This is a genomic window from Rhodococcus chondri, from assembly GCF_036327435.1.
Taxonomy (GTDB): domain Bacteria; phylum Actinomycetota; class Actinomycetes; order Mycobacteriales; family Mycobacteriaceae; genus Rhodococcus; species Rhodococcus chondri.
Window position 1 is genome coordinate 13,708 of the sequence record NZ_JAUZMZ010000055.1, and the last position, 15,213, is coordinate 28,920.

At 66.9% G+C, this 15,213-nt stretch carries 13 protein-coding genes; 5 read left to right on the plus strand and 8 right to left on the minus strand.

Features of this window, described 5'->3' with window-relative positions:
• Window positions 1-72: 72 nt before the first annotated feature.
• Entirely contained in the window at window positions 73-612 is a 540-nt protein-coding gene (locus Q8814_RS11720) for a carboxymuconolactone decarboxylase family protein (RefSeq protein WP_330152190.1), read from the minus strand.
• Window positions 609-1,199, minus strand: a complete 591-nt coding sequence (locus tag Q8814_RS11725; protein WP_330152191.1) for a peroxiredoxin — start codon at window positions 1,197-1,199, stop codon at window positions 609-611. The genes Q8814_RS11720 and Q8814_RS11725 overlap by 4 nt, the downstream gene beginning before the upstream one ends.
• A gap of 176 nt (window positions 1,200-1,375) precedes the next feature.
• On the opposite strand from Q8814_RS11725, the gene Q8814_RS11730 reads away from it, so the two are divergent.
• On the plus strand, window positions 1,376-2,305 hold the full coding sequence (locus Q8814_RS11730) for a hydrogen peroxide-inducible genes activator (RefSeq protein WP_330152192.1): 930 nt from the start codon (window positions 1,376-1,378) through the stop codon (window positions 2,303-2,305).
• Window positions 2,306-2,360: 55 nt separating this feature from the next.
• Here the strand turns inward: Q8814_RS11730 and Q8814_RS11735 are convergent, their stop codons facing one another.
• The 4 genes from Q8814_RS11735 to Q8814_RS11750 all read right to left on the minus strand — a co-directional run bounded on the left by Q8814_RS11735 (window position 2,361) and on the right by Q8814_RS11750 (window position 7,855).
• Window positions 2,361-3,113: a LysR family substrate-binding domain-containing protein gene (locus Q8814_RS11735; protein WP_330152193.1), complete on the minus strand. Its 753-nt coding sequence runs from the start codon at window positions 3,111-3,113 to the stop codon at window positions 2,361-2,363.
• Window positions 3,114-3,156: 43 nt separating this feature from the next.
• Window positions 3,157-5,661, minus strand: a complete 2,505-nt coding sequence (locus tag Q8814_RS11740) for a DEAD/DEAH box helicase (protein ID WP_330152194.1) — start codon at window positions 5,659-5,661, stop codon at window positions 3,157-3,159.
• 31 nt (window positions 5,662-5,692) lie between these two features.
• The gene (locus Q8814_RS11745; RefSeq protein WP_330152195.1) at window positions 5,693-6,730 is read right to left on the minus strand and encodes an alpha/beta fold hydrolase; all 1,038 of its coding nucleotides are present in this window, start codon (window positions 6,728-6,730) and stop codon (window positions 5,693-5,695) included.
• A 183-nt stretch (window positions 6,731-6,913) separates the two neighbouring features.
• Window positions 6,914-7,855, minus strand: coding sequence for a proteasome assembly chaperone family protein (locus tag Q8814_RS11750; protein ID WP_330152196.1), 942 nt, complete (start codon window positions 7,853-7,855; stop codon window positions 6,914-6,916).
• Window positions 7,856-8,078: 223 nt separating this feature from the next.
• Here Q8814_RS11750 and Q8814_RS11755 point away from each other — a divergent pair, with 223 nt between their 5' ends.
• Window positions 8,079-8,783: a DUF5642 family protein gene (locus Q8814_RS11755; RefSeq protein WP_408015887.1), complete on the plus strand. Its 705-nt coding sequence runs from the start codon at window positions 8,079-8,081 to the stop codon at window positions 8,781-8,783.
• A gap of 218 nt (window positions 8,784-9,001) precedes the next feature.
• Window positions 9,002-10,132: a DUF4192 domain-containing protein gene (locus Q8814_RS11760; protein WP_330152198.1), complete on the plus strand. Its 1,131-nt coding sequence runs from the start codon at window positions 9,002-9,004 to the stop codon at window positions 10,130-10,132.
• 19 nt (window positions 10,133-10,151) lie between these two features.
• Here Q8814_RS11760 and galE read toward each other — a convergent pair whose 3' ends face one another.
• Window positions 10,152-11,147, minus strand: a complete 996-nt coding sequence (gene galE / locus Q8814_RS11765; RefSeq protein WP_330152199.1) for a UDP-glucose 4-epimerase GalE — start codon at window positions 11,145-11,147, stop codon at window positions 10,152-10,154.
• A gap of 52 nt (window positions 11,148-11,199) precedes the next feature.
• Window positions 11,200-11,886 carry a metal-dependent transcriptional regulator gene (locus Q8814_RS11770; protein WP_330152202.1) on the minus strand — a complete coding sequence of 229 codons (687 nt, stop codon included), beginning with the start codon at window positions 11,884-11,886 and terminating at the stop codon, window positions 11,200-11,202.
• A gap of 103 nt (window positions 11,887-11,989) precedes the next feature.
• Between Q8814_RS11770 and Q8814_RS11775 the strand changes: the two genes are divergently transcribed.
• Together Q8814_RS11775 and Q8814_RS11780 are read left to right on the plus strand one after the other, a co-directional pair.
• Entirely contained in the window at window positions 11,990-13,261 is a 1,272-nt protein-coding gene (locus Q8814_RS11775; protein ID WP_330152200.1) for an acetoin utilization protein AcuC, read from the plus strand.
• 73 nt (window positions 13,262-13,334) lie between these two features.
• On the plus strand, window positions 13,335-15,213 hold a 1,879-nt coding region (locus Q8814_RS11780), incomplete at its 3' end, for a bifunctional acetate--CoA ligase family protein/GNAT family N-acetyltransferase (RefSeq protein ID WP_330152203.1).

The window sequence follows — 15,213 nt, forward strand, 5'->3', positions numbered from 1 at the left end:
TGTCGGTGTCGAGCACCGAACACGAAAAGGGACCCCTCGCACGAGGGGTCCCTTTTCTGTGGAATGTATCTGTCAGGCGTTGGCGCCGGCGAGGATCTCGGCGGCGACGATCGCCTGGGCCACACCCTGGAGAGTCGCGGCGACCTTGACGGCCTCCCAGATCTGCTCCTTGGTGAGACCTTCCTTGCGCACCACGTTGTCGTGCGCGGCGGTGCAGTCGTGGCAGCCGTTGATCGTGGACACTGCGAGCGACCACAGTTCGAAGTCGGACTTCTCGACGCCGGGGTTGCCGATGATGTTCATCCGCAGGCCCATGCGCACCTGGGTGTAGTCGTCACCGAGGAAGCTCTTGGCGCGGTACGCGACGTTGTTCATCCCCATGATCGACGCGGCACCGAGGGCGGCGTTGTATGCCTCCGCGGACAGCACGTCCGCGGCCTCTTCGGAGATCTCCTTGAGCACGGTCGCCGACTTGGTGGCGGCCGCGGCTGCGAGGAACGTGCCCCACAGCTGCTGCTCGTTGAGTTCCGTCGAGCGTGCGAGGGAACTCAGGTTCAGCTTGAGATCCTTGGCGTACTCGGGCAGAGCGTTCTTCAGGTTGTCGACACTCACTGGAGCGCTGCCTTGACGAGCTCACCCGCATTGAGGGTCGGGTCGTTCTTCTTCCAGTTGCAAGCGCACAGTTCGTCGGACTGCAGGGCGTCGAGGACGCGGAGGACCTCGTCGACGTTGCGGCCCACGGAGCCGGCGGTGACGGACACGAACTGGATCTCGTTGTTCGGGTCGATGATGAAGGTGGCGCGGTCGGCGACGCCGTCCTTGTTCAGGACACCGGTGGCCGAGACGAGTTCCCGGTTGAGGTCGGACAGCATCGGGAAGGGGAGGGTCTTGAGATCCTCGTGCTGTGCGCGCCACTGGAAGTGGACGAACTCGTTGTCGGTGGACGCACCGAGGACCTGGGTGTCGCGGTCGGCGAACTCGTCGTTCAGCTTGCCGAACGCGGCGATCTCGGTCGGGCAGATGAAGGTGAAGTCCTTCGTCCAGAAGAAGACGACCTTCCACTTGCCGGCGTAGTCGTCGCTGGTGATGGTGGTGAAGTAGTCGTCGGGCTGGCTGGCGTCGACCTGCGACAGGTCGCCGCCGATGAGGGCCTTCAGGTTGAAAGCGGGGAACTGGTCGCCGATGGTCAGCAGAGCCATTCTCGGTCCTCTCGTTGGTGTCTCGTGAACAAGCGATTGATCGCGCACAGCACGCCCGATGACGTGGATTCGTGCGTTACCGGTTCGATCCTTGCGGGCCGTTCTCCGGTATGGAAACCATCCTGCCGGAAACCTTTCAAAAGGTAAAGGTGATTGGTAGCACTATACTGATAGGCGTGTCCGATCAGACTTATCAACCCACCCTGTCACAGCTGCGTGCGTTCGTGGCGATCGCCACATTTCGACACTTCGGTACCGCCGCAACGCGATTGAATGTGAGCCAACCCACACTCTCGCAGGCTCTGGCGTCGCTCGAGAACGGCCTCGGCGTGCAGCTGATCGAGCGCAGCACCCGTCGCGTACTCGTCACTCCTGCCGGCGCGCGACTGCTCGGCCAGGCCAAGGCCGTGCTCGACGCCGCCGAGGGATTCGCCGCGACCGCGGCAGGCGTATCCGGTGGCTTCTCGGGTCCGCTGCGCCTCGGGCTCATCCCCACCGTGGCGCCCTACGTCCTGCCCGATGCACTGCCCGAATTGCGGCTGCGCATGCCCGATCTCGCGCTCCACGTCATCGAGGACCAGACGGCGCGTCTGCTGCAGTCCCTGCGGGCGGGAACCTTGGATGTCGCCGTGCTCGCCCTCCCCGCCGATATGGCCGGCGTCGTCGAGATGCCGCTCTATTCGGAGGAGTTCGTACTCGTCGTGCCGGCAGGTCACGAACTCGCGGGCCGGAACGACCTCCCGCTCTCGGTGCTCGACGATCTCCCTCTGCTGCTGCTCGACGAAGGCCACTGTCTACGAGACCAGACTCTCGACCTGTGCCGGTCGGTACACGCCCGGCCGACCGCCGGCGACACCCGCGCGACCTCCCTGGCAACCGTCGTCCGTTGTGTCGCAGGGGGACTGGGTGTAACGCTCGTGCCGGCGTCGGCGGTGCCGGTGGAAACGGCAGGCGGCGACCTCGCCGTCGCACACTTCGCCGCGCCCGAACCCGGACGCACGATCGGCCTGGTGTTCCGCTCGTCGAGTGCGCGGGCGGACGACTACCGCGCGCTCGCGGAGTTGCTGCGGGCACAAGCACCGGCCGGGAGCCGACGGCTGCCCTGACTCCGCCCGGCCGGACGCCTCCGACACCGCTGCGGCGTGCCGGAAACCGGGTCGGTCAGCGGCGCTTGCGTGGCCGCCCGCTGTTCTTGGGGTGACCGGTACCGCTGCGGCGTGACTTCGGTTTCTTGTCGCCGACCTGCTTTTTCGGCTGCGTTCCGCGGCGTTCTCCGCGGCGCGGGGATTTCGGTTCGGGCTCGCTGTGGCGCCCACGCGAACTGTTCGCTGTGCGTCCGCGAACGATACCCACGAAGTCTTCGATCAGTTCGGTGGTTCCGTCGGCGAGCCACACCAGACCGATCTGCGATTGCGGTGCGTCCACCACCGGGCGATACGTGACGTCCTTGCGATGATGCAGCCGCGCCAGTGATTGCGGGGTGACGAGCACCCCGACTTCCGAGGCGACATGTGAAATTGCGTCTTCGGTGGTGGCGGGCCGCTCGAACGCGTCCTCGCCGGGCGGCCGCGCCCAATCCAGCACATCGTCGAGCGGGTGCAGCACGGTCTCCTCGGCAAGGTCCGCCACCGACACCTCGTCGACCGCGGCGATCGCATGCTCCTTCGGCACAACCACCACCGACACCTCGGTGTACAGGTTGATCACCGACAACCCGTCACGCTCGAGCGGCAGACGCAGCAGAGCGACGTCGGCCAGGCCGTCCCGGATGCACGCGGCCCCGGACATCGATTCCACCGGGACGAGTTCGATCGGTACGTCCGGCATCCGCTCGGTCCACACCCGCATCCATTTGGCGGGGGTGACTCCGGGGACGTAGGCCAGCCGGAACACGGGATCGGACTCTTCACTCACCCGGCCAGGCTACCGGTGCCGGCGCCGGTCACCCGCACACCGCTCATCCTTCGACGATCTCGAACTCGTCGAACACCACTTCGCCCGCCGCATCGGACTCGGCCAGGTTCACCTCGCCGATCAGCGCCCAGCCGTGGTCGCCCTGCGGGTCGGCGAGAGTCTGCCGCACTCGCCACAGATCCTTCTCCATGACGACCGAGAACAACTGGGGTCCCCGCGCGTCCTGGTCGGTGCCGATCTCGTCGTACTCGTCGAAGTACAGCTCGAGCAGATCCGCCCAGTCGTCCGCATCGAGTCCGTCGCCGAGTCCGGCCAGCTCGTCCCATCGTCTGCGCGAGGCGAGCTCGATCCGCCGGAACATCGCGTTGCGCACCATCACCTTGAACGCGCGGACATTCGCCGAGATCGGCCGCGGCACATCCGCCCCGAACGCGATCTGCGTGTCATCCGCATCCACTGCCGGATTCGCCAGCTGCTCCCATTCGTCGAGCAATGACGAATCGACCTGGCGGATCAGCTCGCCGAGCCACTCGATGATGTCTTCGAGTTCCTCGGTGCGCACCGAATCCGGAACCGTCTGCCGCAGCGCGCGATACGCGTCGGCAAGGTAGCGCAGTACGAGACCCTCGGAACGGGCCAGCCCGTAATGACTCACCAGCTCCGCGAACGTCATCGATTTCTCGATCATGTCGCGTACCACGGACTTCGGCGACAGCGGTGTCTCGGCCACCCAGGGGTGGCCGCCCTTGTACGTTTCGAATGCCGGATCGAGCAGCTCGACGAGCGGCTTGGGCCAGGTGACCTCTTCGAGCAGTTCCATCCGCTCGTCGTATTCGATTCCGTCCGCTTTCATCTGCGCGACGGCCTCGCCGCGAGCTGCGTGCTGCTGAGCGAACAGAACCTGCCGCGGATCGTCGAGGGTGGACTCGATGACGGAGACGACGTCGAGGGCATAGCCGGGGGAGTCGACGTCGAGCAGTTCGAAGACGGCCAGCGCGAACGGCGACAGCGGCTGATTGAGCGCGAAGTCCCGCTGCAGGTCGACGGTGAGCCGCGCCCAGCGGCCCTCCTCGTCGGGAGCGTCGAGCCGCTCGACGATGCCGGCCTGCAGCAGCCCGCGATACAACTCGATCGCGCGCAGGATGTGCCTGCGCTGGGCCTTGCGCGGCTCGTGGTTGTCCTCGAGAAGGTGCCGCATCGCGTCGAAGCAATTGCCCGGCCGGGCGATCACATTCAGCAGCATCGAGTTGGTCACGTGGAACCGCGACACCATCGGTTCGGGCGAAGCCGCAATGATCTTGTCGAAGGAGGCCTCGCCCCAGGAGACGAAGCCTTCGGGCGCCTTCTTGCGCTGGACCTTCCTCTTTTTCTTCGGATCGTCTCCGGCCTTGGCCAGTGCGCGGTGATTCTCGATCTCGTGCTCCGGCGCCTGCACGACGACGGTACCCATCGTGTCGAATCCGGCGCGGCCGGCGCGTCCTGCGATCTGGTGGAACTCGCGGGCCTTGAGCTGACGTACCCGGGTGCCGTCGTACTTCGTCAGGCCGGTCAGCAGCACCGTACGGATCGGGACGTTGATGCCGACCCCGAGCGTGTCGGTGCCGCAGATGACCTTGAGCAGTCCGTCCTGGGCGAGACGTTCGACGAGACGCCGGTATTTGGGCAACATACCGGCGTGATGCACGCCGATCCCGTGCCGAACCAGACGCGAGAGGGTTTTCCCGAAACCGGTGGAGAAACGGAACGAGCCGATCGCCTCGGCGATCGCTTCCTTCTCCGTCTTGGTGCACAGGTTCACGCTGGTCAGCGCCTGCGCGCGCTCGAGAGCGGCGGCCTGCGTGAAATGCACGACGTACACCGGCGCCTGATGAGTGGTGACCAGTTCCTCGATCGCTTCGCCGATCGGCGCAAGCGAATACGAGTAGGTCAGCGGCACGGGACGCTCGGCGCCGGAGACCTCGGCGGTGGGACGGCCGGTGCGGCGGGTCAGGTCTGCGCGCAGATCGCTGACGTCACCGAGCGTGGCGGACATCAACAGGAATTGGACGCGAGGCAGTTCGATCAGCGGCACCTGCCACGCCCACCCTCGTTCGGGCTCCGAATAGAAATGGAACTCGTCCATCACCACCTGGCCGATGTCCGAGTCCGCGCCTTCACGCAGCGCCAGATTCGCGACGATCTCCGCGGTCGCACAGATGATCGGTGCCCCCGCGTTCACCGACGCATCGCCGGTCATCATGCCGACTTGATCGGCTCCGAACACGTCGCACAATGCGAAGAACTTCTCGCTGACCAGGGCCTTGATCGGCGCGGTGTAGAACGTGCGCCTACCGGCGGCGAGGGCGAAGAAGTGCGCGCCGAGCGCAACCATCGACTTGCCGGACCCGGTGGGGGTGGCGAGGACCACGTTCGAACCCGCGACGAGCTCCATCAGCGCTTCCTCCTGCGCCGGGTACAGCGTGATACCTCGGTCCATGGTCCAGGAGGTGAACGCATCGAACAGCGAGTCGTCGTCGACGCGATCAGGTATCAAGTCCGGAAGCAGCACCGCTCCAGGCTAGTCGGAGGAGGTTCGCGAGTTACGTGGCGCTCCGCTCGTCCGAGCCCATCGCTCCGAGAACCGCCATCCGCGTGGCGGGCCCGCCCGTGATCTGGGACTCGCTCACCCCGCTGACCAGGAGCTGACGCCAGCGGTTCTCGTCGAACTCGAGGGGGGTGGTGCCGTCGAGAAAGTCCTCCACGACGCGGAGGAATCGGATCGGGTCGTCGCGGAACGGGAAGTGCCCCGCGCCTCGGAAGACTTCGAGCCTGGATCCCGGCATCGCGGAGTGAGCCAGATAGGCATGCCCCAGCGGGATCACGCTGTCGCGATCACCCCAGATGAGCTGGACGGGCAGGTTCTCGGTGAGATAGCACCGGTCGAGCATCGTCACCACCTGCCCCCGCCAGTCGACGACCGCGCGGAGCGTGCGCAGATACGCCTCGTATGCGGTGGGGTCGGGCAACTCGCTGAGGATCCGCACCAGATCGGAGGTGTCCTGCAGCAATGCGCCCGGTCGGAGTGGGGAACCGTGCAGCTGACCGAGGACGTTCCCGGCGATCCGGACTGCGGGCATCGCACCGGGCAACCGGAGCAGTTTGAGGGCCTCGCTGAACAGCGGCATCGATGCGAAGCGCAACACGGGATGCACGTCCTTGGTGACGCCACCGGACGACACGAGCACGAGCCGGTCGACCATGTGCGGGAACTGGTACGCGAACTGCATCGCGACCCCGCCGCCGAGCGAATGGCCCAGGACGGTGACCTTGTCGATGCCCAGCACCGAGAGCAGATCGCGCATGCCGTTGGCGTACGCGGCGACCGAATAGTCGGCGCGAGGCTTGTCGGAACGGCCGTGCCCCAGCAGGTCGGGCGCGATCACGGTGTACTTCTCGGTCAGGTGTGGCATCACGTCCTGCCACGTCGAGGAGTTGTCGCCGATGCCGTGGATCAGCAGGAGCGCCGGTCCGCTCCCGCCCATCCGGAACGCCCTGCGATAGCCGTGGATCGTGCGGAAAACCATGCGCGGCTCGGTATCGGGAACCGGGCGCAGCTTCCGGGGTCGGGCTGTAGCCATGGACGTCTCCTACCGACGCTGCAAGGACACCGCACGCGCGGCCGGGCACTCGACCGTTTGGCGTCCTCGAACAGTCACTGTTGCATGTCGCGAGAGCGTACCGGCTGTATGTGACGGCTTCAACCCGTGATCGTGACGATCATGAGACATCTCGCAGAGCTGCCGTGGCCGCTGTGACACCTGCTAACTCCGGGAATCGTTGTCGTCGTCCCCGTGGTCGTACTCCGCCAGGAAACGTTCGAACTCTGCACCGATCTCCTCACCGGTCGGCAAGTTCTCGTCGGTCGGCAACGGGGAGGACTGCTGCTCCTGCGCGGCGACATAGCTGTCGTACTGGCGCTCGAGCGCATGAACCACGGCCTGCACCTCCTCGTTGCCCTCGATATGCTCGTCGACCTGCTCGCGCACGCGAGCCGCTGCCTCGCCGAGCGCCGCCAGCGGCAGATCGAGGCCGCCGACCTCCGCGACGTTCGCCAGCAGGGTTTCGGCCGCGGCAGGATTGTCCGTCTGCGCGAGATAGTGCGGCACGTGCACCGAGAACCCCACGGATTCGTGGCCGTGCTGCGCCATCCGCAGTTCCAGCAACGACGACGCGCCCGCGGGCACCTGCAATTCACCCGACCAGCGGTGGTGTCCTGCGATGAGGTCCTTGTTGGTCGAATGCGCGGTCACGGCCAGCGGACGCGTATGCGGGATCGCCATGGGAATCGCGTTCAAACCGATCGTGCGCCGGACACCGAACTGCTCGGCGAGCAACCGCACGGCCGTGATGAACCGTTCCCACCGCAGGTCCGGCTCGGCGCCGGCAAGCAGCAGGAACGGGGTGTCGGCATTGTCGACCAGCGCGTAGAGGTTCAGCTCGGGCGCGGCGTAGTCGGAGAAGTGATCCGCCTTGAAGGTCATGAGTGGGCGCCGCGACCGGTAATCGATCAGTTCGTCGACCGCGAACGAGGCCACCAGTTCGGTCTCCAGGCTCTCACGCAGGTGGGTAGTGGCCAGCCGTACGGCATGGCCGGCGTCGGCAAACCCCTCGAGACCGTGTACCAACACCGGACCTTGCCCGTCTGTCGACACCAGTCGAGGAGCGGGAAATTCCAGCTCGTACATCCGGGATTGCTCGTCCATATCCGAACCACTCCGATCACATCGCGCCGTCGTAGCCTCCTGACCGGTGGAATACCGGCGTGGCATGGTGGAGTTCGAGTCTATTCGAGTCCAACCGAGCCGATGACCGGCCCTCGCCCATGGGCGAGCCCGTGCGGTCCGTCACCGAACTGTGGAGGTCCCAGTGGCACAACGAAAGGCCCCGCATCGTTCCGGCCGGAGCGCCGCAAGACGCCGGGTCGCCGTGATCGCGGCGCTGGCCGCAACGGCCGGATGCGGAACCGCGATCGACGGCACGCCTGAGCCCGAACCGGCCGCCTATTACGGCAACGAGCCGACGGCCGCCTCGTCCGCCGATTCGCCCGCTGCCGTCCCGTCCCGTCTCCCGTCGGAGTTGGTACTGCCTCCCGAGCGCTTCCCGGAGCCGTACGTCGCAGTGGTGCTGCCCGCGCAGGCTGTCGCGCAGGCGGCACCCGATCTGACCGGGATCCCGACCGGCGCCAAGGTCGAACCCCCCGGATGCCTGCCGGACCCGCAGGACTACGGGCCCACGGGCACGGCCATGACAGTCGGAACCGACAACGACAGCCGTGCGACCATCAGCGTGGAAGTGGTGGCCTCGACCGGAGATCTCAGCGGGTATCGCGCCTATGCAGTCGAGTGCGGAGAGGTCCAGGCGACCCACCGCGGGGTCACCGCCACGGTCACGACCGAACTGGAACCGGACCCGCCTGCTCCGGGTGACGGCGTCCGGACTCTCGCGTTGAGCCGCACCGTTCGGTCCGGCGGGACCGGCGACACGGTGACCCAGTCGATGACGACGCGGGTCGCTCAGATCGACGATGTGCGGGTGTTCGTGACCTACATGTCGTTCGGTTCCGGTGCGCCCGACGTGACCAATCTCGACCGGGTCTACCGTGATGCCGTGCAGTACGTCGTCGGGCGGTGAACTCGCCGGGCGGTGAACCCGTAGGTCCGTAGCCGGTCGGTGCGGTCGAGCGCACCGGACGAGCACGATAGCGACGGTCTCCGACACCGACGGGGCGTGCTCCCCGCCCGCGTCGTGCTGGACCGAGCTTGTCCACAAGGGCCCGGTTCATCCACAGTTTCGCCGGATCTGCGCCCGGAGACGCGTTCCGCCACCGATGGTCCGGGAGGGTCGGGGACATGACCACATCGACCTCCTCCTCACATCCGCTACGCCTCGACGACATCGGAGAATTGCTCGCCGCCGTGCCCGCGATGCTCGGGTTCCGTCCGTGTCGCTCGATCCTTGTCCTGAGCCTGACACCCACAGCGTTGCCTCCGCGCGGACCCGGCCGGGTGGACAGCATCGGAGTCGTCATGCGACACGACCTGCTGCTGCCCGGCGACGACGGGCAGGTGCCGCCGCCCATGCGGGAAGCCTTCGACCGGTTCGGGGCCGTATGCAGCCGCGAGGGTGCCGATTCCGTGCTCGTGCTACTCGTGGACGACCGACTCGAGTATCCGTTCGCTCCCGCGGTCAACAGCGCACGGCAACTCGTCGAGGATCTGACCGATCGGCTCGGCCTGTTCGGAATCGGCATTGCCGGAGTGCATGCGATACCGGAAATCAATTGTGGCGAAGAATGGTTCACGCCCGGGGGAGAGGTGGGCGGTGTCCTGCCCGATCCCGGCGCGTCACTCGTCGCGGCGGCCAGGGTGTTCGGCGGCAATCCCATCCACCGCTCCCGCAGCGAACTCGAGAATCTCCTCGCACCGTATCCCCCGGAGACTCGCGGACAGGTCGCCGACCGTATCGACGACGCACTGGAATCCCGCGACGTCGCGTACGAACGTGCCGTGCGGGCCGGCGGTCGCGAGCACGCAGACCGGCTCGAACTCGAAGCTGTGCTCGCGCGGATGGACGACCACCGCGGCGAGGACGAGCCGACGGTCTCGGAATACGCGGAACTCGCAGTGCTGCTGGCGAATCCGACGGTGCGCGACGCACTGCTGGCGTTGGCCGTCGGAGTGCGAGCGTCCGTTGCGGAGCGGCTGTGGATCCGGATGACCCGCGCGTTGCCCGACCCGGAGCGGGCGGACGCCGCCGCCCTCGTCGGTTTCAGCGCCTATGTCCGCGGTGACGGGCCGCTCGCCGGTGTGGCACTCGGCGTTGCGCTCGAGGCAAATCCCCGCCACCGGCTTTCCGACCTGCTCGACCAGGCATTGCAGGCCGGCCTGCGCCCGGATGCGATCCGGGGCCTGGCCGAAACCGGGCACGAGATCGCCGCGCGGCTCGGCGTCGCGTTACCGCCGAGGGAACCGGTCGCGTGACCTCCGGGTGTTGTCTGGATCAGCGTTGCGCCGCGTGTGCGCGTCCGCCGAGTCCACGCATGTATTCCCATGCGTCCGCGACGATCTCGTCGAGATCGGTGTGGCGGGGACTCCAGCCGAGCTCGTCCATCGCTCGCCGGCTCGAGGCGATCAGTACCGCCGGGTCTCCGGGACGGCGTGGCGCGTCCACCGATTTGATCGGTAGCCCCGTAATCCGCTCGCACGCGGAGATCACCTCTCGCACACTGAATCCCTCACCGCTGCCGAGGTTGTAGATGCGATGGGTGCCGGGTTCTGATTTGGTCAGCGCGAGCAGATGGGCGTCGGCGAGATCCTTGACGTGGATGTAGTCGCGGATCGGAGTGCCGTCCTTGGTGGGCCAGTCGGTACCGAACACCGAAATCTGTTCGCGCTGACCGAGCGCGACCTGAAGCACCAGAGGGATCAGATGCGTCTCGACCACGCGGTTTTCGCCTGCGCCCCGGTAGGCTCCGGCGACGTTGAAGTACCGCAGACTCGTCGCGGCCAGTCGGTGCGCATGCGCATAGGACGAAATCGCGTGGTCGATAGCGAGTTTGGAAGCGCCGTACGGATTGGTCGGTCGGGTGGGGGAGTCCTCGGTGATCGGTACCTGGTCGGGCTCGCCATATGTCGCAGCCGTCGACGAGAACACCAGTCGCGGTGTCTTCGTCAAACGCATGGCCTCGAGCAATGCCAGTGTGGCGACGACGTTGCCCTGCCAGTACTTCTCCGGCGATTCGACCGATTCGCCGACCAGCGACTGGGCACCGAAGTGCAGGACGCCGTCGAATCGCGGGGTACCGCCCTCGACTCCGAGTACCTCGGCGGCCGTCGTTGCGATGTCGCCTTCGACGAATTCGGCGCCCTCGGGAACGGCGTCGGCGTTGCCGGTCGAGAGGTCGTCGAGCACGACGACGTCGTGGCCGTGCTCGAGCAGAACGGTGCTGCACACACTGCCCACATAGCCGGCGCCGCCGGTCACCAGAAGTCTCACGCTGGGATCCCCTCTTCACCGACCCGTGCCGGGCCGGTGAAGAGGATCTGCATCAGACCTGTTTCACCTGTACGGCATGGGCCATCTCGTCGGAAAGCTCGAAGCTGTCGTGACCGGAAACGGTGATCGTCACCGAACCCGGTCGGGTCTCGACTGTAACGCGTGCGTCCGGAACCACCCCGGCTTCGCGGAGGCGTGCGATCACGTCGGGATCCGACTGCACATATTCGGCCAACCGGCGCACAACGACTGCGGTGGGTTTGCCACTGGGGATTTCGGTCAGGCGTACCAGCTTCTCGTCCGTCGGCGCCCCTTTGTCGAGGCCGAGCTGGGACAGTCCCGGGATCGGGTTCCCGTACGGCGAGGTGGTGGGATTGTTGAGGACCTCGACGAGGCGCCGCTCGACCTCCTCACTCATGACATGTTCCCACCGGCACGCCTCGGCGTGCACGTTCTCCCAGTCGAGTCCGATCACATCGACGAGTAGCCGTTCGGCCAGCCGGTGCTTGCGCATGACAGATACGGCGAGGTCGCGACCCTTCTCGGTCAGCTGAAGATGGCGGTCTCCCGCCACACGCAGCAGGCCGTCGCGTTCCATGCGGGCGACCGTCTGACTCACCGTGGGCCCGCTCTGCTCGAGGCGTTCGGCGATGCGCGCGCGCAGCGGCACGACGCCTTCTTCCTCCAAGTCGTAGATCGTCCGGAGATACATCTCCGTTGTATCGACCAGGTCCTTCACTCTCACACCCCTTCGTCTGGGCCGATTCTATCCTCGCGAATCGGATGGCGGGGCCGGCCGCACTGCTCGCGTCGTCCGAAGCGGACAAGTAGCGTCTGTGTTCATGACCACGAGTTCCTCCGCAGCAGGCGGTTCGACACATCTGGGCGGCGACCGTGTCGTGGTGTGGAGTCCCGACTATCTCGACTATCGCTGGGGACCGACGCACCCGATGAATCCGACGCGGCTCGATCTGACGATGATGTTGTCGCGCAGTCTCGGCCTGCTCGAGGGCGTCGAAACTGTGCGGCCCGACCCGGCCACCGACGCCGACCTGTTGCGAATTCACACGCCCACCTACGTCGCCGCCGTCAAACGCGCAGGGACGGTGCAGCCGGAGGCGCAACCGGTACCGGACGAACCACACGGCCTCGGCACCGACGACAATCCGATCTTTCCGAAGATGCACGAGGCGAGTGCGACCCTTGCCGGCGGCACACTGGCCGCGGCCCAGGAGATCGCCTCCGGACGCACCCGGCGCGCGGTAAGCATCGGCGGGGGCATGCATCACGCCATGGCAGATTGGGCGGCGGGTTTCTGCGTCTACAACGACGCGGCCATCGCCATCTCGTGGTTGCTCGACCACGGCTACGACCGGATCGCCTACATCGACGTCGACGCCCACCACGGGGACGGCGTCCAGCACGCGTTCCTCGACGATCCGCGGGTGCTCACCGTGTCCGTCCACCAGCACCCCGCCACCCTGTGGCCGAACACCGGCTGGTCCAGCGAAGTAGGGGCCGGCGCCGCCGAGGGCACAGCGGTCAACCTTCCCGTGCTTCCCGGAACAGTGGATTCGTTGTGGCTCAGAGCATTCCACGCCATTGTGCCAGGTGCCATCGCGGCCTTCCGTCCGCAGATCCTGATCAGTCAGTGCGGCGCCGACAGTCACCGTGAAGACCCGCTGGCAGACCTGTCTCTCACCGTCGACGGGCAGCGGGCGTCGTATCTCGCGATGCGCGACCTCGCCGACCGGTACTGCGAAGGCCGCTGGCTCGCCGTCGGAGGCGGTGGTTACGGCCTCGTCCGGGTGGTGCCCCGCGCCTGGACGCACTTGATCGCCGCAGCCCTCGACCGCGAGATCGACCTTGCCACCGCGGTACCCGACGACTGGCGCGAGCGCGTCTCGGCACTCGCTCCCGGGGTGGAACTGCCGACCACGATGGGCGAAGACGCCGATGTGTCGTACCTCGCGTGGGACGGACCGGGGGGTACTCCGGAAACCGGTGTCGCCTCCCTCGATCGAGCACTGACCCGTATCGATTCGGCGATCATCGCCACGCGCCGTGCCTGCTTCCCCCTGCTCGGACTGGACCCGGAGGACCCCCGTGACTGATCGGCAGAGCGACTCGATTACCTCTGGCGCCCAAGCGACCGAACCTACGGTCGACGAAGCCCGCGAGCGCGCACTGGCGGTCGCCCGCGACTATCCCCGGCACTGGGTGGCGGATGTCCTCGCGTCCGATGGTGGAGTCGTGCACCTGCGGCCGATCGTCCCGGAAGACGCCGAGCTCATCGTCGACTTCCACGGCAAGCTGTCCGAGCGGACACGCTATCTGCGCTATTTCGGTCCCTACCCGACGATCTCGCAGAAGGATCTGTTCAAATTCACCGTCGTCGACCACCGCACGCGGGTCGCGTTCGTCGCGATGCTGGGCGACGAGATCATCGCCGTCGGCCGATACGAGGGCCTCACCGGCGAAGGCGACGGACTGTCCGCCGAGGTGGCGTTCACGGTCTCCGACGCCCATCAGGGCCGAGGCCTGGGCCCCGTGTTGCTCGAGCACCTCGCCGGAGCGGCCGCCGAGAACGGCCTGCACACCTTCGTCGCCGAAGTGCTCGCCGAGAACCGGCACATGATTTCCGTATTCCGTGAGGCGGGGTACCAGGTCAGCCGCAGTTTCGAGGGTGGAGTGGTCCGGCTCGAGTTCGCGATCGACCCCACCGAAGCCCTGGTTTCGGTGCGCAATGCGCGCGAGCGCGCGGCCGAGGCCCGCAGCGTCCGGAACATCCTCGGTCCGGGCAGTGTCGCGGTCATCGGGGCGTCCACCGACAGCCGCAAGGTCGGCAATGCCGTTCTGGTGAACATGCTGCGCAGCGGTTTCACCGGCCCGGTGTACCCGGTCAACGCGGAGCACCGATCGGTTCACGGTGTCCGCGCCTACCCCACGGTGCGCGATATTCCCGACGAGGTGGAACTCGCGATCGCCGCGGTGCCGGCCGAGTCGATCGACGCGGTGCTCGACGACTGTCTCGCCAAAGGCGTCAAGGCCTTGCTCGTGGTGTCCTCGGGTTTCGGCGAAACCGGACCGGAAGGGCGCGATTCGGAGCGTCGTCTCGCGCATGCCGCCCGCGCGCACGGCATGCGGTTGATCGGACCGAACGCGCTCGGCGTCGCCAACAACGATCCGGCCATCCGGCTCAATGCCACCCTGGCCCCGGTGCTGCCGGCTGCCGGCAATGTCGGGTTCTTCTGCCAGTCGGGTGCACTGGGCATCGCGATTCTCGACGAGGCCGCCAAGACCGGCGTCGGACTCTCGTCGTTCGTCTCGGCCGGTAACCGGGCCGATCTGTCGGGCAACGATCTATTGCAGTACTGGGACACCGATCCCGCGACGGAAGTGGTGCTCCTGTACCTCGAGAGCTTCGGTAACCCGCGTAAGTTCTCGCGCATCGCCCGCCGCGTCGCGCGGGGTAAGCCGATCGTCGCCGTCAAGAGCGGCCGCCATGCCGTGCCACCGGCGTTGGCCGCTCGCACGGGTGAGATGGACGACACGATCGTGCGATATCTGTTCGAGCAGGCCGGCGTGGTTCAGGTGGAGTCCATTGCGCAACTTTTCGACTCGGCGTTGCTGTTCGGCTATCAGCCCCTGCCCGCCGGTCCACGGGTCGCCGTCGTCGGCAACTCCACCGCGCTCGGAGTGCTCGCCGTGGACGCTGCCCGCGGGGAGGGACTGCACGCCGCCGACTCCGTGGACCTCGGTGCCCAGGCGACGCCGGACGAATTCGCCGCCGCCGTGGCGAAGGCGCTTGCAGCAACGGATGTCGACGCCGTGATCGCGGTCTTCGTGCCTCCTGTCGCGGTCGATGTCCAGCCCTACGCGCAGGCGTTGCGCGACACCGTCGCCGGGACCGAGAAGCCGGTGGTCACCACGTTCCTGGCGACCGAAGGCATCCCGGACGTACTGGCCGTGCGGGACTCCGACGGGAAACCGGTGCGCGGTTCGGTGCCCTCGTACCCCGGTCCCGAACGGGCGGCGAAAGCGCTGGCCCGGGCCTGGCGGTCCG